This is a genomic window from Lentzea sp. NPDC058436, assembly GCF_042721515.1.
GTDB lineage: Bacteria > Actinomycetota > Actinomycetes > Mycobacteriales > Pseudonocardiaceae > Lentzea.
This window is the reverse complement of sequence record NZ_JBHXLF010000031.1, coordinates 49,575-71,288: the sequence shown is the minus strand read 5'-3', so window position 1 is coordinate 71,288 and position 21,714 is coordinate 49,575. Positions and strand designations below refer to the sequence as shown.

The window sequence follows — 21,714 nt, the reverse complement described above, 5'->3', positions numbered from 1 at the left end:
GGGGGGGTTTGGTACTCGCCTCCCTCGGGTGGGTCCACTCCCCCCCACCCCTCAGGTGCAGCAAGAGCTATGGCGCGACTCGTGATGGGACCCCACCGCCGGTACCTCTTTGCTAAAGACGGCTCGCCTGCGGCATCGCGGACGATCAGGTGCTCACCCCGCCCCACCCACCTGCTCAGGCCCCACCTGCTCAGGCCCCACCTGCTCAGGCCCCACCTGCTCAGGCCCCACCTGCCCCGCCACGCCTGCCCCGCCCGCCTGCCCCGCCCGCCTGCCCCGCCCGCCTGCCCCGCCACGCCTGCCCCGCCCGCCTGCCCCGCCACGCCTGCCCCGCCCGCCTGCCCCGCCCGCCTGCCCCGCCCGCCCTCGCCCCGCCCTGCTCATCCCTCCACCCACTCTCGCCTCCCCACCGCCGCTGCCGTTCACCGTTGCCAACGGTCCGCTGGTCGCCTTTGGCCCGACCGTGGGTCGAGGGTTGCGCTGGTTCGTGAGAAAATTGGTCCGATTGAGCGAGTAAAAGTTGTAACGCTCAGAGATCGCTATACCCCCGTTGGGGGGAACGGCCCCGCGCAATGGGACGGTGTGGATTGCTGGCGGTAGGCTTCCGCACCGTTGCTCGCCGAGCAGGTCAGGTGGAACGGATTGCCGAGCCAGGACGACGCGAGACCGTCACGCCCTCTGGGACGTGACGAGCTGGCGCGCGACTGGGCGATCAAGGTCAGTCGTACCTCGTACATACCGCTCTCTGCGGCGAAGCTGGTCGAGGAGCTGCACGAGCTGCTCAACGTGGTGGCTGAGGCGCTGGTCGAGGAGCCTGGTGTGGCGTCCCTGGTCGGTACTCGGCTGGTGGAGATCCACTGCGTCGGCGCTGAGAGTTTGCGGGAGTCCGTTGGTGTTCTTGCGCGCTTTGTCGTGCAGGAAGGGGCGGATGTCGAGCAGGCCGCGTTGGTCGTTGGCGCTGTGTCTGCTGCTTATACCGCTGCTATTCAGGCATTTGTGTTGGAGCAGCAGGAGAGTGTGAGTCAGGCCTTGTTGCGGGCCAATCGGGCCGTGCAGCTCGATTTGCAGGCCAGCGAGGAGCGGTTCGAGGACATTTTCACGCACTCGTCGACCGGCATTGCGATGGTCGGTCTCGACGGGGCGTTGGAGCGGGCCAACGAGGCGTTGTGCACGATCCTTCGGCGTGAAGATGTTGCCGGGATGACGCTCACCGACTTGATCGCGCCCGCTGATCTGCCGCTCGTCAACGACGCGCTGATGAGCTTGCGGTACGGGCGGATGCGGCGCGTTGAGGAGCGGCCCCGGCTCATTGATCGTGACGGTGAGCATTTTCGGGTGTTGATGGCGGCCACCGTGCAGAAGGACGCTGACGACAATCCGCGGCATTACGTGATGATGATCGACGACGACAGCCAGCTCACGTTGCTCGGCGGGCGGTTGCAGTACCAGTCGTTGCACGACGCGTTGACCGGGTTGCCGAACCGGCAGTACCTGACGACGCGACTGGAGTCGTTGCTGCACAGCGACATCGAGTTCGGCGTGACCTTGTACCACCTGGATCTCGACGCCTTCGCGGTGATCACGGACGGGCTTGGGCGCGAGGTCGGCGACAAGGTGTTGAAGCTCGTGGCGGAGCGGTTGAGTTCCGTGTTCTCCGCCGAGAAGGCGATGGTCGCCCGGTTGGAGGGTGACGAGTTCGCCGTGCTGGTCGAGAACGGGCCCGAGACGCCCGACGTCGACACGACGATCCGGACGATCGAGCACGAACTTGCCGAGCCCGTCTACTTCGGTGACCAAGGGGTGGCGGTGTCGGCGTCGATCGGGGTGTTGCCGCGGCTGCATCCCGGTGATCATCCGGCCGAGGTCTTACGGGCCTCGGACATGACGCTGCGGCGGGCCAAGCGCATCGGGCGGCGGCAGTGGGGGCTGCACGACGCCACGCAGGACAAGCGGGAGCAGGAGGAGTTCGCTCTCGCCGCCGTGATGCCCGGTGCCTGGGAGAGCGGCGAGATCGACGTCGTGTTCAACCCCGTCATGAAGCTCGACGGGTCCGCGCGGATCTGCGTCGAGGCCGAACTCCACTGGCGGCACCGGGACGCCGGGCTGATCCCGCACGAGAAGTGCGTGTCGATGGCCGAGCACACCGGGCTGATGTTGCCGCTCGGCGAGTGGATGTTGCGGACGGCCGCCGAGACCGCGTGCCGGTACGAGGAGATGCTCGCGGTCTGCCTGACCGAGAGCATGGCGAACAGTCCGGACCTGGTGCGGGACGTGCGGCGCGTGCTCGCGGACACCGGGTTGCCGGCCGGGCGGTTGCTGCTCGGGTTTCCGGTGCACGTGCTCGCGTCCGAGGACAGCGAGGCCGCCGACAACCTGGACCTGTTGTCGGACATGGGGATTCACATCGGCGCCCGCGACTTCCGGGGCTCCACCGCGGAGATCGAGCTGGTGCGGTCGCTCGGGGTGACGGCCGTGCGGGTCAAGGGACGCTGCCAGAAGCCGGACGAGCTGGTGTCGCACGTGCTCAGCGACCTCGTCGGGTTCGTGCACGAGGCCGGTGGGCTCGTCGTGATCGACGCGATCGAGGACGCTGAGCAGCGCGACTGGTGGAGTGCGCTCGGCGCCGACGCCGGGGTCGGGCCGGTGTTCTGCGTGGAGCCGACTACGGAGTGGCCCGACGCGGGCTGAGGTGCACGAGGATCAGCGCGAAGCCCGCGATGGTCACCATGCGCAGGGCGGCGCTGATGCCGTTCCAGTCCTTCGACTGCCACATCGCGAACCACTCGCCGCCGATCGTGATGAAGCCGCCGAGGAACAGCGCCACGATCATCAGAAGGCCGGCGGACGCGAACTTGCGCGCGCTGTCCTCCTTGTCGCGCAGGTACGCGATGGTGCCCGCGGTCAGCAGGACGGCGGAGACCGCCTCCCACAGGATGATCGCGACGTAGACGATCGTGACGACGGCGGGGCTCGTGATCGCCCGCCACTTCAGGCCTTCGCCGAACGTGGTGTCCATCGCGAGGACGTGCTGCACGAACGCCTCGTTCGTGCCGTAGTCCGTGACGTTGCCGAGCACCACGAGAATCATGTTGAGGGCGATGAACCCGACGGTCACCGCGACGACCGCGCGCAAGCTGCCGACCCGAGCAAGAAGACGCATGAAGCGGACAGTAATCGATGGCGTGCTGTCGGTGAGGCAGTTCAACAAGGGGAGCGGAACTCCACCTGCGGCAGGCGGGTCTGCCACAGCTCCTCCGTGAGGGCGCCCCGCGTCGTCGCGCAGATCCGGTCGGCCTCGTGCGGAACGTCCAGGTCCCACACGCGCAGCAGGCCGTCCCCCGCGCCCGACACCACCAGCGCCCGGCTGTCCGGTCGGAACAGGACCCCCGGCTCCGCACCCGACGCGAGCGCCATCGGCCTGCCCAGAGCCGTCGCCTCGGCGGGATTTGCCATGTCCCACAGGCGGAACGTCTTGTCCGCGCTGCCGCTCACCAGCGTCCTGCCGTCCGGTGCCACCGCGAGCGAACTGACCTGCTGGGTGTGGCCGGTGAGCACGCCGAGCGCCTCCGGCTTCTCCCGGTCGCGCACGTCCCACAGCCGGATCGCCCTGTCGGTGCCCCCGGTCACCAACGTCCGCCCGTCCGGCGTGAAAACCGCGCGCTGCACCGGTTCGTGGTGTTCGTCCACCGGCTTGCCGAGCAGGCGCGGGCGCGCGGGGTCCGACACGTCCCACAGCCGGAACATGCGGTCGCTGCTCGCCGTTACCATCGTCCTGCCGTCCGGGCTGAACGTCGTGTCGTTGACGTATCCGTCGTGCCCCGTCAGCGGACTGCCCAGCTTCACCGGCCTCGCCGGGTCGCTCACGTCCCACAGTTGCACGGACTCGTCGTCGGCGCCGGTCACCATGATCCGGCCGTCGGGGGAGAAGACGAGCTGGTTGGTGAACCGCGTGCCGAGCGTGATCGGGGGCGTGAGCGGCACGACCCGCGCGGGATCGCTCGTGTCCCACAGCTGCAACGACTTCTCGCCCGCGTAGGTGCCGAGCACCTTGCCGTCCGGGCGCAGCTGCAGCCGCACGGATCCCTTGTCCGGACTGACCTTCACCGAACCGAGGAGCTTCGGCGTGAACGGGTCGGTGGTGTCCCAGAGCCGCGCGGTCTTGCCCTCCTCGCCGCCGTTGCCGTCGGCGGTCACGAGCAGCCTGCCGTCCGTGCTGAACGACGTCACCCCGGCGTTCCCGGTGGGGGTGCGCGCCACGTGCCGCGGCAACGACCACAGCCGCACCGAGTTCTCGCCCGCGCCCGTGGCGAGGCTCTGGCCGTCCGGGGTGAAGCCGACCGCGAACACGCCACCGCTGGGCGCCGCGAGCGGTTTGCCGATCTGGTTCGCGTTGGCCGGGTCGGTGACGTTCCACAGCCGCGCGGTGCCGTCGACGGCGCCCGAGGCGAGCATCTGCCCGTCCGGGCTGAACTTCACCGACCACACGCCTCCGGTGTGGCCGACGAGCGGGTCGCCGACCGGTGCCTGCGCGGCCGGGTCCCACAGCCGCACCGTCGTGTCGTCGGCGGCGGACGCGAGGAGCTTGCCGTCCGGGCTGAACGTCACCGAGTGCACGCCGGCGGTGTGGCCGGGCATGGGTTTGCCGGTCGCGGTTCTGGTGGCGACGTCCCAGAGCCGGATGATCTGGTCGTCGCCGGACGTCGCGAGCGTTCTGCCGTCCGGGGAGAAGGCGAGCGTGCGCACGGCCGCCGTCGAGCCGCGGAGAGGTTCGCCCAACGGCTTGGGATCCGCGGGATCGGTGACGTCCCACAGCCGCGCGGTCCTGTCCTCGTTCGCCGCCGCGAGGGTCTTGCCGTCGGGGCTGAACTCCAGCAGGTAGCTGGTGCCGTTGCCGGTCTCGATCGTTTTGAGGGGCTTGGGGTTCGCCTTGTCGGTGACGTCCCACAGCCGGATCGTCTTGTCGTTGCCGGTGGTGGCGAGCACCCTGTCGTCGGGCGAGAACACCGCCGAGGTGAGCCAGTCCTCGTGGCCGGTGATCACCGCGAGCGGCTTCGGGTTCGAGCGGTCCCGCACATCCCACAGCCGGGCCGTGCGGTCGTAGCTCGCCGTTGCGAGGACGGTGCCGTCCCTGGTGAACGACGTCAGGTAGACCGCGCCGGTGTGCCCCTGCAGCGGTACGGCGAGCGGGACCTGCTGGTTCGCGAGCAGCCGGGAGCCGACCTCGGCGTCGTCCGGCCGCATGCGGTGCGCGGCGAGCAGCAGCTGGGCGGCGAGCGACGGGTCGGTGTCGCCCAGCCTGTCCGCCTCGGCGACGACCTGGCGGAACTGCGCGTCGTCGCGCTGGTTCACCGCTATCACCGCCGCACCCGCCGCGATCAGCGCGAACACCGCCACCAGCGCGACCGCCGACCTGCGCAGCCAGACGCTCTTGCGGTGCTGGCGCTCGGACGTCCGCACGAACTCCTTGGCGACCGCGGTGACGTCCTGCTGCTGCCGCGCGCCCTCCAGCCGTGCGCCGCGGTAGAGCAGTGACGAGTCGTGGTCGTTCTCGGTCCACGCCGTCGCGTCCTCTTCGAGCCGCTGCCGCGTGAGGTTGCCCGCCCGGTCCTCGTCGATCCAGCTCCGCAACCGGGGCCAGGCGTGCAGCAACGCCTCGTGCGTGATCTCGACCGAGCCCGCGTCCGTGGTGACCAGGCGGGCGTGCGTGAGGACTTCGAGCGCGCGTTCCGCGGCGGAGAGGTTGGTGCTCGCCTCCAGCAGGCTGTGCCGCGTGGAGCGGCGGCGGGTGTCCTGCGTGTCGTCGCCGACCCTGACCAGGTGCAGGAGCAACGGCCGCGCGGCCGCCCTCGCCGGTTCGTCGAGGTCGGACCAGGCGCGTTCGGCGGTGGCGGCGACGGCGCCCTGGATGCCGCCCGCAGCCCGGTACCCGGCGATCGTGAGGCGGCCCGCCTGCCTGCGCTGCCACGTGACCAGCAGCGCGTGGCTGAGCAGCGGGAGCGCGCCCGCGTCGTAGGCGTCCTTGCCGCGGCGGTTGTGCGTGCCGAGATCGCGCAGCATGAGGTCGACCAGACCGGCCTCCAGCTGCAGGCCGGCGGCCCGGGCCGGGTTCGTCACGGCGTCGCGCACCTCGGCGGCGGACATCGCGCCGAGCACCATCTGCCTGGTCTGCAGGGCCTCGGCGAGCTCGGGGAAGTCGAGGCAGCGGGCGTAGAAGTCGGCCCGCACGCCGAGCACCACGGCCGTCTTCTCCCCGGCCGCGTGCAGGGCCTGCACGAAGATCCGCAGCCGGTTCTCGTCGCCGCCGAGGGTGAACGCCTCCTCGAACTGGTCGACGATCACCACCCGGTCGCCGACCGCGACCTGCACCTCGTGCGCGAAGCCCGCGAGCGCGTCCGCGTCGGCCGCCTCCAGCGTGTGGAGGAGCTCCGGCACCTGGAGCGCGAACTCCTTCACCGGGTCGGTGCCGGGCGAGAAGACGACGACGTCCTTGGTCAGCCGGGGCAGGACGCCCGCCTTCATCAGGCTGGACTTGCCCGCGCCGGACGCGCCGACGAGCATTGTGATTCCGTTGTCGTCGAGCCTGTCGAGAAGTGCGTTCGTGGCCCTTTCCCGGCCGAAGAACCAATTCGCGTCCTGCGGCCCGAATGCGCTCAGACCCATGTACGGGCAGACCGAGCTGTCTTCCGGAATCTGCGTTCCAGATTCCGCCGCGGGACTCGCCAGCGCCTCTTCCCAGAGCGCGCGCCACGCGTCGAGTTCGTACAGGCCCTCGATCGCCGGCTGGGGCCTGCGCTTGCGGGCCTCGCCGACGAGGACCTCCAGGACCGCGCTCAGCCCGCTGAACCTCGCGGGGACGTTCCGCCCGCGCCGCCAGTCGCTCACCCGCTGGGCCGGCACCCGCAGCGGCCTGCCCTGCTCGTCCGTCCGGCGGGCACGGGTGACCGACTCCGTGACCCGCTTCAGGGGAGGGTCGCCTGCCTCCGCGTAGAGCAGCGCGAAGCGCTCCGCGAAGACGCCACGGGGTCCCAAGCCGCCTCCTCCTCGTCCGGTCCGGAAAACGTGCGCCGCCCGCCTGAGCTGCGGCGCACGCACCGGACAGGTGGTCAGAAGCCCACCATAACGAGGCGGTCTGACAACCTCGACTCCACGTCCTTCACGAGACCGGGAGACCGACGAAGTGAGAGTGGCTGACTGGGGCATGGCGTCCACGGCTGAGGGGTTCCGGGGGTTTCCTCAGCCGTGGACCGCGGGTCCGTTCCCTCGCGAGTGGCAGGGCGCGGCCTGCTAGCTCAGGCGGCCTGCCAGAGCGCGTCCGCCTCGGGTTGCTTCGGCTGGACCCGGTTCGGGTCGGGCAGGTACGTCTCGGTCGGCAGCGTCACGTAGGTGATGGCGTCCGGTTTCAACGCGGTGAGCTTGCCCGCGAGATCCGCCAATTTCGGAATCGAGCCGATTTCGGTGTCCGTGACGATCGACTTCGTGAGGATGTCGGCGAGTTCCAGCGTTTTCGCCGGGCTGCCGAGCCAGTTCTCGTTCGCGAGTTTCTCGCTCAGCGCCCGCATGAACAGCTGCTGGTTCTTGATGCGGTTCAGGTCGCTGCCGTCACCGATGCTGTAGCGGGTGCGCACGAATGCGAGCGCCTGCGTCCCGTCGAGCTTCGTCGGCCCGGCGGGCACGTGCAGCCCGCTCTTGTCGTCGTCGATCGCCTCGGGCAGCGTGACGTCGATGCCGCCGAGCCGGTCGATGACGTCGCGGAAGCCGTTGAAGTCGATCTGCACGAAGTGGTCGATCCGGATGCCGCTCATCTGCTCGACCGTCGCCACCGTGCAGGCGGCCCCGCCCGTGGTGAACGCGCTGTTGAACATCGCGATCGCGGCCGGCGGGTTGTTCCCGCACTCGGGCCTCGGCACCATCGTGTCGCGCGGGATGCTGACCACGCGCGCCTGGTCGCCGTTCGCGTTCAGCTGCACGACCATGGCGGTGTCGGACCGGCCGTCGTCCTTGCCGAGGAGGAGGATGTTGAGGGGGCGGCCCGGCGTCGACGGAGGCCTGGGGTGGGTGATCTCCCTGGAGAGATCGACGGTCTTGAGATTGCTCTCCAACCGCCAGTAGGAACCCCCGGCCACGACGCCCGTCGCGATGACCACGGCGGCCCCCGAGACCGCGAGCCATCGTTTCAAGTGGACGTTCATGGTTTCCACGGTCCCCGTCGTTTGTCCAGGTCCCGTCGGTGGTTCGTCATGGTTGTGTCACAGCGTGCCTCAGCTGGTCGAGGAACCTCGCGTTGTCGGCCGTGACGGCGTACCTGGCCTTCGTGCGTTCGGTGGCGATGTCACGCCCGAACGGGCTTCCCGGCGCCAGGAACCGTTGGTCGGCAACGATCTTGCCGCGCGTGTAGCGACCGGTGAGCTCGATCGCGAACCGGTCCTCGCGGTAGGTCGCGAGTGAGGGGTCGAGCAGGACCGCGGCGGCCAGCGGGTCGTGCGGCACGAACCCCGTCTTGCCGAGGAAGCTGCCGTAGAAGTCGGCGTAGAAGCCGAGGATCTGCCTCGGGTAGCAGTCCTGCGGGAGCTCGTCGAGCCACTGCTGTGGCGCGTGGCTCTCCATGGTGACGTCGAGGCCGACGATCGTGAGTTCCTCGAAACCGGCCGCGAGAACGAGGTCCGCGGCCTCCGGGTCGTGCCAGAAGTTGGCCTCGGCGTGCGAGGTGATGTTGCCTGGGACGTCGAGCGCGCCGCCCATGACCACGACCTGGTCCAGCAGTTCGGGCAGCCGCGGCTCGATCTGGAGGGCCAGCGCGACGTTGGTGAGCGGCCCGATCGCGAGCAGGCTCAGCTCGCCGGGGTTGCTCCGCGCCAGGTTCGCGAGCTGTTCGGCGGCGCTTTCTGTTGTCGGCGTGGTCTTCGCCTCGTCCCCCGCGTACCCGCCTAGCCCGTCCTCGCCGTGCACGCTCTCCGCGGTCATGAGGGGCTGCGCGAGCGGTTTCGCGGCGCCCATGGCCACGGGGACGTCGAGGCCGAGACGTTCGGTGAGCCTCAGGGCGTTGGCGGTGGCCTGCTGGACCGGCACGTTGCCGTGGACCGTGCCGATGGCGACTATTTCGGTGTCGGCTTGGGCGCGCAGGTAGTACAAAGCAAGGGCATCATCGATGCCGGGGTCCGCGTCGACGATGATCCTCATGCTTTCGATCATGCCATCGGGGGATGCCATGACAGTCCGTCCCGCAGTCCTCTCCGACGCTCCCGCCGTCGGAGCGGTGCACGTGCAGGCCTGGAAGGACGCCTACCGCGGCCTCGTCCCGGACTCCGTCCTGGACGGCCGCTCGGTCGAGGACTGCACGGCGATGTGGGAGCGAGGCATCTCGCGCGGCGGCGTGTGGGTCGGCCTGGTCGACGACCAGGTGGCCGGCTTCGTAGCCGTCGGACCGTCCCGCGAGCCCGACGCGGAGTTCGAGCTCTACGCGATCTACGTGCTGGCGTCGTCGTACAGCACCGGCCTGGGCTACGAGATGGCCAAGGCCGCTTTGGCCGGTCAGAAGGACGTCGTCCTGTGGGTGTTCGAGGAGAACCCGCGGGCCCGGCGGTTCTACGAGCGCCTCGGATTCCGCACCGATGGCAACGTGAAGACCGAGACCCTCGACGGCGTCGAGTTGAGGGAGATCCGCTACAGGCTCGCGGCGTAGCGCATGTTCGAGGGCTACCAGCCGATCTGGCTCAACGGCGTCGCGCAGGTGATGACGGCTCACGCCGCCCGCCTGCGCGACCTGGTCGGCCGCAAGCTGACCCACGCCTGGCTCGTCTGGGACACCGACGCGGACGAGTGGTTCGCCGACGGCCCGGTCCTCCTCGACTTCGCCGGCGAACAGTTCGAGGTCAACCACCAGAAGCTGGACGACCTCTCCCTCACCTGGAACACGGCAGACCCTCTGAGGCCGATCACGGGGTCCCCTCACCTGACCTGGCGCGACAACACTCTGACGGCGTTGCACGACCGCACCCTCACCACCGTCGACCTGCTGGAGTCGACCGCTGACGACCTGGCTCATGGCAGCGTGGCAGTGGGCCTGGGCTTCGACGACACCTACGTCACCATCTACAACGCCCTGGACGAGAACGCGCTGGAGTTCGGCCCGCCACGCCTCGAATGGCGCCGCCACCCCGTTGCCCATGCCTAACATCAGGACTCCGACGCCACCACGGGGAGCCGCCATGGTGTTCCGACCAGTGTTCCGCCGAGCCCTCGAAACACACGAGGCCTCACTAGCCCGCGAGGTGTTCGGCGACGCCCTCGACATCAGCGCCCTGACCCTGGCCGAAGGCGGCCTCCTGGGCAGCTTCGGCGTGGCCCGCACGCTGCCCCGCCTCGTCACGTTCCCCAAGGGCGTGCTCACCAAGCCGCAACACCAGGCCCGCTACGAGCGCTGGCTGGTCCACGAACTGACCCACGCCTACCAGTACCAGCACGGCCGCAGCGTCCTGAGCCTCCTGCCTACAGCCCTCGCGGGCTTCTTCAACAAGAGCCTCTACGACTACGGCGGCGTGGAAGGCCTGCACGGCAAGACGTTCGGGGACTTCAACACCGAACAGCAGGCCAACATCATCGCCGACTACTACTACCTCAGCCGGTACGAGCCGGACCGTGACCTCTCGGCCTACGAGCCGTACATCAGTCACGTCCGGTCCGGTGGGTGACTGCTGACCGCTGGAAAAGATCAAGCTCCGACCGCGTTGCCGCTGGTCAGAGCTTGATTTCACCCGGCGAAAGGTGGTGCCCAGGCAGGATTCGAACCTGCGGCACCTGATTAGGAAGGCAAGTGGGCTGCTCGCTCACTCACGCCTGCTGACCTGTGGGTTCGCCTGCATCCGTTGGGGCGCTTGGCATAGCCAGTTCGTGAGGAGTCCGTGGTCCGTGCGCGGCCACTTCTCCCGCTTCACCTCGACCCCAAGCCGATCACGCGGCCAGTGATGTCGGGTCAAGGTACTCGTTTCAGCCCTGACGCGGCATTGCTGGCCGTTGTCATGCTCGCAGGGCTGGAGGCCGTAGACGTGCGTGTTGACGACCATCTCGTCGTCGAAGCGGAAGATCGAGTTGTAGAGCGTCGTCTTGTGGAAGCGCATCTCCACGCCGTCCACGCCCACCCGTGGCCGGTAGAACGCGAGCGCGTTGCGGATGCGGGATCCGAGCGTGCCCTTGCCGAGTTGCTCTTCGTCGCTGCGCTTGGCAACCTCGCGGCTGGCTGGGTCGCCGAAGATCAGCCGTATGCGTGCGCCGTTTGCGGCCTTGTTGGCGAGGTCGCGCATGAACGTCGGCCGCTCTACCAGGAAGATGCCGGCGTGCACCAGCACCTCGACGTGTCGGGTGGCGTTGGTGATGAGGTGGTCCCAAGGTCTGGGGGATCGAGTTCCGGTGTGGGTAGAGCTTGACCACCTCGGACTCGGTGATCTCTGGCGCGACCGCGTCCGGCCAGAGATACGTCGCGCTCCTCGATCGGTTCGTCCAGAACCTCCGACGCTGTGTCGGTTGGGAAGTCCAGTACTTCTCGACGGTCGAGCCGCAGCGTCGGCTTGCTCCGCATTGGCACGCGGCGGTCCGCGGGAGCATCTCCCGTGCTGAGCTGCGGGCAGTCGCTGAAGCCACGTACCACCAGGTGTGGTGGCCTGCGCACGACGAGATCAAGTACAGCGACGACAACGTGCCGTTCTGGGATGTTCGGGCCAAGGCGTTCGTTGATCCGCAGACGCGAAGGGCCTTGCCTAGCTGGGAAGACGCGCTAGATGAGGTCGAGCGTCCGGCGCACGTCGCGCGGTTCGGGGTGCAGGTGCACTCCAAGGGCATCCTCGGCAGAACTGAAGAGGCCGGCCGCCACATCGGCTACCTGACGAAGTACCTCACCAAGAGCGTCGATGAGTGCTTCGAGGCCCAGACGGCCCGCCAGGAGGACCGCGCCGAACGGCTGTGCGCAGAGTTGGCTGTGACGCCTTGCTCGCCGCAGTGCGCGGTGTGGCTGCTGTACGGCGTGCAGCCTCGCGGCGCTCGGATGTCGACCGTGCCGGGGAAGTGCAAAGGCAAGGCGCACAAACGAACCACGCTCGGGGTGGCTGGGCGGCGGGTGCTCGTGTCGCTGAAGTGGTCGGGGAAGTCGTTGGCGGACCACAAGCACGACCGTCGCGTGTTCGTTCGGCAACTGCTCGCGGACGTCGGGATCAAGCCTGAGGACGAACCGCAACGGCTGGTCTGGAACAACCTCCCAGCCCGGCGACCCGAACGTGCCTCCGCGGGCGCATCTGCTGTTGAACGCGGTCGCCGAATGGCGGCGGTGGAAGGCCGAGTACATGGCGGCCTTATTGGCTGCGGCTGGGCCGCCAGAGAGTTCGGCAACTGATCTAGCTGCGTAAATCGGGGGGAACCATGAACGGCAAGGCGCGTGAGATAGCTGAACTGATGTCTGTTCCGGAGATGCTGGAGGCGCTCGGCGGGGACGTCTCTCGGGACACGTTCTACAAGTGGCGGCAGACGGGGAAGGGGCCTCGTTGCTTCCCGCTCCCGAATGGGGAGCTGCGGTGTCGGCGTTCGGACTTCCTGGACTGGATGGACGACCTCTACGGGCGGGCAGCATGAGTACGACGTTCAAGGTCCGGTTCTGGGAGATCAAGAAACGGGCGGGGCGGAAGCGGCCCTACGGCGTGCGGTGGGTGACCGAGACCAAGGAGCACTCCGAGTGGTACGTGACGAAGGCGTTGGCCTCTAGTCGGCTGTCAGAGCTGAGCGGTGCTGCTCGGGCGGGTGAGCCGTTCGATGTGGACACCGGTCTGCCGATGTCGGAGCTTCGTCGTAAGAACTCCTTCTCGTTCTTGGAGTTCTCACAGTCCTACATGGACATGAAGTGGCCGGATGCGGCTGCCAAGACTCGTGCGAGCACGGTTGAGGCGCTGGCGACGGCTGGAGCTTCGTTTGTGAAGGACGGGGCTGGGCGGCCCGAGGTGACCGAGTTGCGCGGGGTGTTGATTCGGAACCTGCTGCCGCCGGCCACACGTGAACTTGAGATGGGGGAGGAGGAGAAGGAGGTTGCGGCCTGGCTCGTTCGGCACTCGCGGCCGCTCTATGACGTGACGGATGCTTCGGCGGTTCGTGGGCTGCTGGACGCGCTGGCGACGAAGCTTGATGGGAAGTCCGCGACTGCTTCTGTGTATCAGCGGAAGCGGGCGGTGCTGTTCAACATGCTGTCGTACGCGGTTGAGAAGGAGCTGATCCCGGACAACCCGTTGACCCGGATCAAGCGCAAGGCGGCAAAGGTCGTTGAGCAGGTTGATCCTTGGGTGGTCGCGAACCCTCGGCAGGTCGAGCAGTTGCTTACGGCGGTGACCTACGTAGGGCGTCGAAACGCTGATCGAGGTGCGCATCTGGCGGCGTTCTTCGCCGTCGGCTACTACGCGGCGGCGCGGCCGGCTGAAGGGCTCGGACTGCGTGAGGACGACTGCACGCTTCCCGAGCAGGGATGGGGCGTGCTGATGCTCGGGGAGTCGCGGCCGTCTGCGGGCAAGCGGTGGACGGATTCAGGGGAGGTTCATGACCAGCGCGGACTGAAGCATCGAGGACGCAAGGAAGTTCGTCCGGTGCCGATTCCGCCTGTGTTGGTTCGGATCCTCAAAGAGCACATCGAGCAGTTCGGTGTTGGGCAGGATGGCCGTCTGTTTCGACCACCTAATGGCGGCGTCGTGTCGTACTCAACGTACTACCGAGTGTGGGAGGAAGCGCGGACCTATGCACTTGTTCCGCAGTTGGCGGCTTCGCCGCTAGCAGGCCGACCATACGACTTGCGGCACGCGGCAGTGTCACTTTGGCTGAATGGCGGAGTTCCAGCCCCCGAGGTAGCGGAGCGAGCGGGACACTCGGTAGATGTGCTTCTCAAGGTTTACGCGAAGTGCATTGACGGGCAGCGTGAGGCTGTGAACGGTGTTATCGAGAGACTGCTTAGGTGATTCCTAATCTGGATGGATCTTAATCTCGTGGGCGGCTAATGACCAAACTTGGTCAAGTACGTCCGTTTCCCACATGTTCAGTATCCTCGCCTGCTTGCGGATTATCGCAAGGGTTAGCCTTTCTTGGATCATGCATGTAAGTGCCACCTTTGCCACAAGTTCAACTTCGTCTTCCGGCCATTCAGGTACTTCGTAGGGGCTGTCCTCCTTGAGTATTAGGTTGATGGCTCCTGACCAGGCGTGCAGAATATCCTTGCGCACGCCCTTCCACGAAAGGCCAGCTTCGCGTTGAAGTGCTCGGATGGAAAGCCCGGAGGCATCGAAGGCATCGGTCAGAATGGCGGAAGCTATTGCTCCAACCAGGATTTGCGTGTGTGTCAGGAGATTTTCCCACGGGTTCGATGTCAGATCTTGCAGCCAACTATTTTCGGTTTTCGTAAACTCAGCTTTGTTGCAGGTGATTCGTGCCCAGAGCCTGCGATGTAGCACTTGGGCTTGCGCGCTGGGTAGCGCGGTATCTTCCGGAACTAGCGAAATTGGCGCAAGCGCTTTTGCTCCTATGTCGACTTTGCCAAATTCGTTATCAACCAAATTGCGATTTGACCACAATAGGAACTGCTGGGTCAGGTCTTCTCGTGACCACACCTTGATGTCAATCCCCGGGATTAACTGCTGGAGTTCGTTCGCTATTTTTAGGAGGCTTGGTTGCACTCCGGGGTAGTTGACCACGAATGTCCATTGCTGGATTTCGTCCGGCACCTTCCAGCATTCCGTCAATCTGGCGAAGTCGCTGCGCATCTTCGATCGTGCTTCGTTGATTCGAAAATAAGGATGGGGGCCATAAACGGCGAAGCAAACTCTGTGTGATCGCAGCATGCCGTCGCATCCGAGGTCCCCCTCGTTGCTCATTGCCACCGTTGCGACGTAGTCGTCGCCATGCATGCTGCGCATGATCCGATCGAAAAGCCGTTGAAATTCAGGTCCATGGCTTCGCCTGTATTCGATTTCGAGACGAAGGCGGTATGCATTTTTGATCCAGTCGGGGGCATTGTGCATCCAGGACTTGCTGCTTCTTGGGATTTTCTTCAATATCGACTCCATGTCCAGTTGTTGGATGTGATCTCAAAGATCAATGGCGAGCGCTTGGCTGTCCAGTTGGGTGCTGAACCGTGGTGGGCGCCCGCCCGCGCGTAGTTGGTCGGAAAGGTGGGTGCCCAAGCGCTGTCGCTGGCCTCCACGACATCGGGCTCTGCGGTACCGGTGTTAGCCGCCGGGTTGGGGTGTCGCGATCTAGTCCGCAGTGAGTCCGTAGACGGCGGCAAACAGGGGCAGATTCCCGCTGACGGTGACTGACCAAAAAGATCAAGCTCCGACCGCGTTGCCGCTGGTCAGAGCTTGATTTCACCCGGCGAAAGGTGGTGCCCCAGGCAGGATTCGAACCTGCGACACACGGTTTAGGAAACCGATGCTCTATCCCCTGAGCTACTAGGGCTGGCGACAGCAGTCTAGCGGGGTGCCGCCACCGAGTTGACCAGCGCCCCCGGCTAGCGCGCGACGGGACCCTGCTCACGCTCGGTGAGGGGGCCGCAAGAAGGCCTGCGGCCGTTGGAGGGAAGTGAGGCAGGCCACCTTCTACTGGGCACAAACGTCAGGTACGCAGGGCGTGTGAGCAGACCATGGCCCGACTTCCGTCCTGGCCCTCTCGGCTCCCTCAAGGCCTGGTGGCGTCGGAGGGTGCCCAGGCGCGCCGACGACATCACGTTCGTGCCACCGGTGAGCAGTCATCAGCACGAGTTCGCCACGCCGTTGGGCAGTGCGGTGTACGGGCTGGACTTCCAGCTGAAGCTGGTGGTGGTGTGGCGGCTCGATCTGGCGACCGGGCTGCGGCACAACTCGCCTCGCAACGCTGCCATCCATCATGTTCTGCAGCGGGCGAAGGAGATCAGCGGCAAGGCGATGTTGGTGCATCACGCCGCCTTGCAGGTGCAGTTGGGGGACGAGCTCGCCGTCGAACGGCAGGTGCCCGGTACGCACGTGTGGGCTCGGGCTGAGCAGGTCAAGGTCGAGGTCGACGGTGATGACCTCGAGATGGCCAAGAAGCACATCGAGCTGCTGCGGAACTCCACGTTCAAGTTGGCCGAGCGGGATGTCGAACGGGCTGAGATCCGGTACCTGCGCGACGAGGTGTTGACGGACGTCGGCACGGCGACGATCTGGTGGTTGCAGCGCAACGGGTATCGGGTCGAGGAGGCGGTCAAGTTGGCCGATCACCTCGGTGAGCTGGTGAAGATCGCGCAGCGGGAGCCTGCCAGTCACTGGGCCGAGTCGTTGGTCAGCAGTGTCGAACGGGCGATGCCCGAGCTCGGGGACGCCCATCGGAGGGACCTGCGGTTGCACCTGGTCAAGGCGTTGAGCGTTTACGGTGGTGAGAGGGTGGCCGCCGAGTTCGCGGACCAGGTCGGGTTGCCTGCGGGCGAACGGCACAACAACGGGCACGTCTAGGCTCAGCGGGGTGTTGACCCAACTTCGCAGTGCCGCGGTCGTCGCCGGGTTGCAGGCGCTCGCCCGGCTCACGCCCTATGCCGAGGCGGAGCTCATCGGGCTCCGCAAGGTCGTCAGGCCTGGAGACGTCTGCATCGACGTCGGGGCCGCGTTGGGGCTCTACACGGTGACGTTGTCGAGACTGGTCGGTCCACAAGGGACTGTGCACAGCATCGAGCCGCTCGTGTTCGCGCACCCCGCCCTGTCGTACGTGTTGCGGCCTCGCGAAGGGGCGAACATCAAGCGGCATTCGGTCGCTCTTGGTGTGGTGGAGCAGGGGCGTGAGGTCATGAGCGTGCCTGTGCGGCACGGGAGTCCGGTGACCGGGCGGTCGTTCCTCACGGTGGGGGCCAACGGGCTGGGGTCCAACGAGGAGTTCGACCAGCACCTGGACGTGCTCGTCAAGACGGACACGCTGGACCACTTCGTCGAGGAGCAGGGGATCGGCCGGCTCGACTTCGTCAAGGCCGATGTGGAGGGGGCCGAGCTCAAGGTCCTGGAGGGGGCGAAGGGGACCATCGAACGGCTCAAGCCCGCGTTCCTGCTGGAGATCGAGGAACGGCACGTCGAGCGGTTCGGGTACCAGGCGAAGGACGTCGCGGACTTCCTGACGGAGCGCGGGTACCGGATGAGCACGTGGCACGGGGGTGCGTGGGTGCCTACGAACGTCATCGGGGACGAGAGCCGGAACTACCTGTTCAGGGCCTGAAAAAGTAGAGGACGCCGACCCCTGGGGGTGGATCGGCGTCCTCATCTCGAAGGCCTACGAGCTGTAGACCTCAAGTTCGTACAGGGAGTACCCGTACTGGCCGGAACGTTGCGTGCCGGTCAGGCGTAGGTGTCTCGCGTCCTGTGGTGCAAACGCTACGACATCATCGCCGCCGTCGCCACTACTTGTGGAGAAAACGTTGCGCCAGTTCGTTCCGTCATTGGAAATCTCGATGCGGTAGCCCTTGCCGTAGGCCGATTCCCAGCGCAACACCGCGCGACCGATCCGTTGCACAGAGCCAAGGTCTACTTGGATCCATTGGTTGTCGTTCCAGTCGCTGGCCCAGCGGGACGTCGGGTTTCCGTCTACGACATGAGACGGCGGGAGGGTGTTCCAGCCCTTTTCGTGGGACGAGGCGGTGGCGGTGCGGCCGGCCGCCAGGTTGCTGATGTTCTGGCCCCTTCGGGACGGGAACTGCACGACCTGCTGGTAGGTCGGGCGGTTCTGCCAGTGGATCTTGTCCTGGGTGATGCCGCCCATGGCGCGGTGGATGATCGTGTCGGCGCACCACTGGTCGCCTGCGGCGCAGTCCGCGTCGCCGGGGTAGACGGTGTTCGCCGGCTTGGCGACGGCGGCCTGCAGCGAGGTCACCAGTGCCGTGCGGCAACCGGACAAAGTGCCGCCGCCGCAGTAGGTCTGCGGGAACGCGCCCTGGACCGGGTCGCCCAGGACCTTGCGCAGGTCCTTGTCGACGTAGCCCCACCAGCCGTACTGGAACGAGGAACCCTTGTGCGGTGCGGCGCCGTGCGTGTCGGACGGGGCTTCGTCCACTTGCTGGGCGCTGACGAGGGCCGCGAACAGGTTGTCACCGAGCGTCGGCTTGAACTGCGCCTCGACCAGGAGGGGCCACCAGGCATCCAGAATTCGGATGGCTTCGGCGTGGCCGTAGGCCTTGCTGCCCTTCGCGGTCTCCTTGCGCAACGAGCCGGAGCGCTGCCAGTCCTTCAGCTTCTGCACCGCGGGAGCGAGCGAGGCGTCGACCGGTGAGGACTCGACCACGCGCAGCAACTCGGGCAGCACCTGCTCGGCGCGCAGGTCGGCCACGGCCGCCTCGGCCATGACGCGGGTCAGGGAAGCGCGGGTCACCTTCTGGCCCGACGCGATCAGCGCGCGCACCCTGCCGTCGAGCAGGTCGCCTCGGTGCACGGCGCTGTGGCCGAAGCCGCCGAACGTGAAGTCCTTGGCCTGCTTGTTGTTCCACGAGACGTAGTAGTCCTGGTTGATCGAGTTCGGGTGCCCGGCGAACGGCATGACGTCGGACGTGTTCTCGTCGCCGTTCCAGTTCACCCACTCGTACTCGGGACGGGCCCAGGTCGGCAGGTTCGGATCCACTGTGGACCTGCGGACCGGGTTCAGGCCCGAGTTGTAGTACGCGGTGTCGCGGGAGTCCGCGTAGAACCAGTTGAACGCGTAGCCGATCTTCGAGGCCGCGCGCTGGAAGTCCGCTGCCGAACGGATCGCGGTCGGGTCGTTGAGCTCCTGGAACCCGATGATCGAGTCGACCTCGTGCATGTACGTCGACCGCAGCGTCGTGTACGCCACGACCTTGCCGCCGACCGTGGCGCGGCTGGTCACCAGGCCGTACTTGGTCCGGAACATCACCAGCGTGTACGAACCGGCGGGTGTGCCGTCGGCGACGGTCGGCTTCCAGGCGTTCTTGCGCTCCAACCGTTCCATCGGCACGCAGGCGCCGTGGAACACGTACGAGGTGGAGGCCTTCGTGGCGGGAGAACCGTCGGTGTTGCACAGTTCGACGGCGTAGGTGTCCACGATGTCCTGACCGGACGAGGTGGCGCTCCACGAGTAGTCGACGCCGCGGCCGAGCTGCACGTACATCGAGACGCCCGCGAACGAGACGCCGCGCGAACGGATGCCGGGGCCGTTGAGCTCCTGCAGCATGAGCAGCTGCGGCGCGAAGTAGCCGGTCTGCGGGCCCCACACGGCGATCGGGTTGCCCGAGTCCGTGTGCGCGCCCGACACCGCGAGGGCGTTCGACATGCCGTGCTTCTTGTTCAGCAGGTCGGGCGGCAGCACGCCGTCCTCGAAGATTCCGCGGGCCTTCGCCACGTCGGCGGGAGCGGGAACGGCGACGGCGGCACCGGTGCCGCCCACCTCGTCGTAGACCATCCGCTCCGGCGTGACGGAACCACCGTCCGGCAGCGCCACGCCCTGGGGAGACGCGGGCGAGGCCGAGTACGGGAAGGACTGTCCGTCGTGGAGGGTCAGGACGGCCTCGGGGTCGTTCTGCGCCCGGAACGCCTTCCACACCTGCTCACCGACGGCGGCGCCGTACTTGTTCTGCGCGGCCAGCTTCACCAGCGCCGACTGCACCTCACCGCCACCGCCGGCGCCGAACAGGCCGCCGACCACCGAGGCGATCGCGACCATGTCGGTCGACTTGAACGGCTGGATGTCGTTCCAGTTCGTGATCGCGTCGGCGTGCCCGGTCAGCACGTACTCGCCGGGGAAGTTCCGCGCGGAGATCGACTGCGTCAGGTACGCGTTGATGCCGGAGATGTAGTCGTTGACGTCGGCCAACGCCTGACGCCCGCGCTCACCGCCGTTCGCCGCGGCCGAGTCGATCTGCTTCTGCAGATCTTCCTCGGTGTACGGGATCTGGTTGTAGAAGCTCTGCTCCAGCACGCGGTTGCCCGGCGCGCCGCCGGCGAACCCGGTCAGCTGGCCGCGGCCGAGGTGGCGGAACAGGTCCATCAGCCACAGGCGGTCCTGCCCGGCCGCGTACCCGGCGCCGAACATCGTCCCGGACCGCGTGGTGCCGGTGATGTGCGGCATGCCGATCTTCTTGTCGCGCACGATCGTGACGTCCGAACGCGGCCGCACGGTGCTCTCGACCTGGTCGGACGGCACGCCGAACGACGCGTCGTTGAAGAAGTCCGTCAGCTGCGAGTTCGTCAGGCCGGAGTAGCCGGCCACCAGGGCGTCGTACTTGCCCAGCTGGTCGGCCGAGTGCGCGGGCCTGGTGCCGAACGCCTTGTGCGTGAGGATCTCGGCCAGCGTCGCGTTGCCGTTGTTGCCGGGCGGCACGATGTCGCCGCACTGGCCCAGGCAGTAGTCGTCGGTCGCGAACGCCGCCGCGCGCGGCGGTTCCTCGGCCTGGGCGGTCGGGACGAGAAGAAGGGAGGCGGTGACGGCGGCGGTCGCCAGCAGGGTCGTCACCGGATTGGCTCTCCGCATCGCGCGAAGCTCCTCTCCGTGCAGGGCAGGGCTGTTGTGACGCACGTTACTTTCCGGTACGCCTATCGCGAAAGACCTTCGCGTTTTAACCCACCCCGCGGGGGAGCCTGTATCGATCCCGAAACCCATCAAGATCACATATGGGCAGAAACGAGTCCAATCGAGACATCTGAATCGGATTACCCCGGCCGTATCCGTGTTCCTGGTGCGACATTCCAGTCAGTGAGATTTTCATGTTTGGTCACTCAGTGTTCCGAAGATCCCCCTTAACTCCTGGTGGCGTGCCTACGCAGCGAAGTCGTGACTCAATTCCGGTAACTGTGAACGGCGCCGGTGATCTCGAAAATCTGTAACCACATGATGAGATAACTGAGAATTAACGTGACCTTCGGCAGATGTACGCGAAGATCACGAACATGAGGGAGCACGGAACGCCAATGCGGGAGGCGTCGTGATCAAGGTTCTGCTGGCCGACGACGAGGACCTCGTCCGTTCCGGCCTTCGCATGATCCTGAGCAGCGTCGGAGACATCGAAGTTGTTGCTGAGGCCGATGACGGGCACCTGGTAGCCGACCTGGCACGCCAGCACCGCCCGCACGTGGTTCTGCTCGACATCCGGATGCGCACCTCGGACGGACTCGTGGCCCTGCGGAGGCTGCGGACCCTGCCGGACCCACCCAGGGTCTGCATCCTGACCACGTTCGACGTCGACGAGTACGTGTCGGAAGCCCTGCGCCTCGGCGCGGCCGGCTTCCTGTTGAAGGACACCGAGCCCGAACAGCTCGTCAAGGCCGTGCGCGACCTGGCGCGCGGTGGAGCGGTGCTCGACCCCGGTGTCGCGGCGAGAGTCCTCGCGGCGGTGGCCGACGGTGAACGGATGGCGGAGCCGGCACGCAGGCTTCTCCAGAGCCTGTCCGAACGCGAGCGCGAGGTGCTCGTGCTGATCGGTCAGGGCATGTCCAACGCGGAGATCGGCGGCACCCTGCACCTGTCGGAGGCGACGGTGAAGGGGTACGTCTCGTCCGTGCTCGGCAAGATCGGCGCGGTCAACCGCGTGCAGGCCGCACTGGTGGCCTATCGCGGTGGCCTGATCGCCTAGTACTCGAAGCAGGAGCCGTGCGCCGCGCCGGCGCGGCGGGCGGCGCCGGCGTGGAGTTACAGTGTCGTATAAAAAAAAAAAACGCCGCCAGACCCCAAAGAATAAAGGTTTCAGTCGTGTGGGTGGAAAAGAGG

Annotated in this window: 16 protein-coding genes, 1 tRNA gene and 2 pseudogenes; 11 read left to right on the top strand and 8 right to left on the bottom strand. The window is 66.8% G+C overall.

Annotated elements, in window-relative coordinates; all coding sequences use genetic code 11:
* Nucleotides 1-1,122: 1,122 nt before the first annotated feature.
* Nucleotides 1,123-1,347: pseudogene (locus ACFWN2_RS43890) on the top strand (hypothetical protein); the annotation flags it as partial.
* Between the two features lie 6 nt (nt 1,348-1,353).
* Nucleotides 1,354-2,688 carry a diguanylate cyclase domain-containing protein gene (locus tag ACFWN2_RS43885; RefSeq protein WP_382436624.1) on the top strand — a complete coding sequence of 445 codons (1,335 nt, stop codon included), beginning with the start codon at nt 1,354-1,356 and terminating at the stop codon, nt 2,686-2,688.
* On the opposite strand, the gene ACFWN2_RS43880 is transcribed toward ACFWN2_RS43885, so the two are convergent.
* The 4 genes from ACFWN2_RS43880 to ACFWN2_RS43865 form a co-directional block, all read right to left on the bottom strand.
* The gene (locus ACFWN2_RS43880) at nt 2,663-3,160 is read right to left on the bottom strand and encodes a DUF2165 domain-containing protein (protein WP_382436622.1); all 498 of its coding nucleotides are present in this window, start codon (nt 3,158-3,160) and stop codon (nt 2,663-2,665) included. The two genes, ACFWN2_RS43885 and ACFWN2_RS43880, sit on opposite strands and share 26 nt — an antisense overlap.
* A gap of 41 nt (nt 3,161-3,201) precedes the next feature.
* On the bottom strand, nt 3,202-7,029 hold the full coding sequence (locus tag ACFWN2_RS43875) for a hypothetical protein (protein WP_382436621.1): 3,828 nt from the start codon (nt 7,027-7,029) through the stop codon (nt 3,202-3,204).
* Between the two features lie 260 nt (nt 7,030-7,289).
* Nucleotides 7,290-8,189: an LCP family protein gene (locus ACFWN2_RS43870; RefSeq protein ID WP_382436619.1), complete on the bottom strand. Its 900-nt coding sequence runs from the start codon at nt 8,187-8,189 to the stop codon at nt 7,290-7,292.
* Between the two features lie 46 nt (nt 8,190-8,235).
* Nucleotides 8,236-9,177: a nucleoside hydrolase gene (locus ACFWN2_RS43865; RefSeq protein ID WP_382436618.1), complete on the bottom strand. Its 942-nt coding sequence runs from the start codon at nt 9,175-9,177 to the stop codon at nt 8,236-8,238.
* A gap of 28 nt (nt 9,178-9,205) precedes the next feature.
* On the opposite strand from ACFWN2_RS43865, the gene ACFWN2_RS43860 reads away from it, so the two are divergent.
* From ACFWN2_RS43860 to ACFWN2_RS43850, 3 genes are read left to right on the top strand one after another with little or no spacing between them, the layout of a single operon-like run.
* Nucleotides 9,206-9,679, top strand: coding sequence for a GNAT family N-acetyltransferase (locus ACFWN2_RS43860; protein WP_382436616.1), 474 nt, complete (start codon nt 9,206-9,208; stop codon nt 9,677-9,679).
* Nucleotides 9,680-9,682: 3 nt separating this feature from the next.
* Complete coding sequence (locus ACFWN2_RS43855; protein WP_382436615.1) at nt 9,683-10,171, top strand: hypothetical protein; 489 nt, start codon at nt 9,683-9,685, stop codon at nt 10,169-10,171.
* Nucleotides 10,172-10,205: 34 nt separating this feature from the next.
* Nucleotides 10,206-10,688 (top strand): hypothetical protein, encoded by a 483-nt coding sequence (locus ACFWN2_RS43850; protein WP_382436614.1) that lies wholly within the window; start codon nt 10,206-10,208, stop codon nt 10,686-10,688.
* A gap of 135 nt (nt 10,689-10,823) precedes the next feature.
* On the opposite strand, the gene ACFWN2_RS43845 is transcribed toward ACFWN2_RS43850, so the two are convergent.
* Nucleotides 10,824-11,336 (bottom strand): DUF5919 domain-containing protein, encoded by a 513-nt coding sequence (locus ACFWN2_RS43845; RefSeq protein ID WP_382436613.1) that lies wholly within the window; start codon nt 11,334-11,336, stop codon nt 10,824-10,826.
* 110 nt (nt 11,337-11,446) lie between these two features.
* Here ACFWN2_RS43845 and ACFWN2_RS43840 point away from each other — a divergent pair.
* The 3 genes and pseudogenes from ACFWN2_RS43840 to ACFWN2_RS43830 all read left to right on the top strand — a co-directional run.
* A pseudogene (locus tag ACFWN2_RS43840) lies at nt 11,447-12,392 on the top strand (replication initiator); the annotation flags it as partial.
* 46 nt (nt 12,393-12,438) lie between these two features.
* A complete protein-coding gene (locus tag ACFWN2_RS43835; protein WP_285642564.1) occupies nt 12,439-12,615 on the top strand; it encodes an AlpA family transcriptional regulator in 177 nt (58 codons plus the stop codon).
* Nucleotides 12,612-13,976, top strand: a complete 1,365-nt coding sequence (locus ACFWN2_RS43830; protein ID WP_382436612.1) for a tyrosine-type recombinase/integrase — start codon at nt 12,612-12,614, stop codon at nt 13,974-13,976. Before ACFWN2_RS43835 ends, ACFWN2_RS43830 begins: the two co-directional genes overlap by 4 nt.
* A gap of 3 nt (nt 13,977-13,979) precedes the next feature.
* Here the strand turns inward: ACFWN2_RS43830 and ACFWN2_RS43825 are convergent, their stop codons facing one another.
* Nucleotides 13,980-15,077 carry a hypothetical protein gene (locus ACFWN2_RS43825; protein ID WP_382436611.1) on the bottom strand — a complete coding sequence of 366 codons (1,098 nt, stop codon included), beginning with the start codon at nt 15,075-15,077 and terminating at the stop codon, nt 13,980-13,982.
* A gap of 315 nt (nt 15,078-15,392) precedes the next feature.
* A tRNA-Arg gene (locus tag ACFWN2_RS43820) sits at nt 15,393-15,468 on the bottom strand.
* Between the two features lie 242 nt (nt 15,469-15,710).
* Between ACFWN2_RS43820 and ACFWN2_RS43815 the strand changes: the two genes are divergently transcribed.
* Together ACFWN2_RS43815 and ACFWN2_RS43810 are read left to right on the top strand one after the other, a co-directional pair.
* On the top strand, nt 15,711-16,478 hold the full coding sequence (locus ACFWN2_RS43815) for a hypothetical protein (RefSeq protein WP_382436610.1): 768 nt from the start codon (nt 15,711-15,713) through the stop codon (nt 16,476-16,478).
* A 10-nt stretch (nt 16,479-16,488) separates the two neighbouring features.
* Nucleotides 16,489-17,226, top strand: coding sequence for an FkbM family methyltransferase (locus tag ACFWN2_RS43810; protein WP_382436609.1), 738 nt, complete (start codon nt 16,489-16,491; stop codon nt 17,224-17,226).
* Nucleotides 17,227-17,280: 54 nt separating this feature from the next.
* Here ACFWN2_RS43810 and ACFWN2_RS43805 read toward each other — a convergent pair whose 3' ends face one another.
* Nucleotides 17,281-20,481: a penicillin acylase family protein gene (locus ACFWN2_RS43805; protein ID WP_382436607.1), complete on the bottom strand. Its 3,201-nt coding sequence runs from the start codon at nt 20,479-20,481 to the stop codon at nt 17,281-17,283.
* Between the two features lie 451 nt (nt 20,482-20,932).
* On the opposite strand from ACFWN2_RS43805, the gene ACFWN2_RS43800 reads away from it, so the two are divergent.
* Nucleotides 20,933-21,580 (top strand): response regulator transcription factor, encoded by a 648-nt coding sequence (locus tag ACFWN2_RS43800; RefSeq protein ID WP_030481367.1) that lies wholly within the window; start codon nt 20,933-20,935, stop codon nt 21,578-21,580.
* Nucleotides 21,581-21,714 lie beyond the last annotated feature (134 nt).

Bases quoted from the DNA above. Each gene is read 5' to 3' on its own strand.
- ACFWN2_RS43870 (WP_382436619.1), bottom strand. From the start codon at position 8,189: ATGAACGTCCACTTGAAACGATGGCTCGCGGTCTCGGGGGCCGCCGTG.
- ACFWN2_RS43860 (WP_382436616.1), top strand. From the start codon at position 9,206: ATGACAGTCCGTCCCGCAGTCCTCTCCGACGCTCCCGCCGTCGGAGCG.
- ACFWN2_RS43855 (WP_382436615.1), top strand. From the start codon at position 9,683: ATGTTCGAGGGCTACCAGCCGATCTGGCTCAACGGCGTCGCGCAGGTG.
- ACFWN2_RS43880 (WP_382436622.1), bottom strand. From the start codon at position 3,160: ATGCGTCTTCTTGCTCGGGTCGGCAGCTTGCGCGCGGTCGTCGCGGTG.
- ACFWN2_RS43865 (WP_382436618.1), bottom strand. From the start codon at position 9,177: ATGAGGATCATCGTCGACGCGGACCCCGGCATCGATGATGCCCTTGCT.
- ACFWN2_RS43830 (WP_382436612.1), top strand. From the start codon at position 12,612: ATGAGTACGACGTTCAAGGTCCGGTTCTGGGAGATCAAGAAACGGGCG.
- ACFWN2_RS43825 (WP_382436611.1), bottom strand. From the start codon at position 15,077: ATGGAGTCGATATTGAAGAAAATCCCAAGAAGCAGCAAGTCCTGGATG.
- ACFWN2_RS43805 (WP_382436607.1), bottom strand. From the start codon at position 20,481: ATGCGGAGAGCCAATCCGGTGACGACCCTGCTGGCGACCGCCGCCGTC.
- ACFWN2_RS43835 (WP_285642564.1), top strand. From the start codon at position 12,439: ATGTCTGTTCCGGAGATGCTGGAGGCGCTCGGCGGGGACGTCTCTCGG.
- ACFWN2_RS43850 (WP_382436614.1), top strand. From the start codon at position 10,206: ATGGTGTTCCGACCAGTGTTCCGCCGAGCCCTCGAAACACACGAGGCC.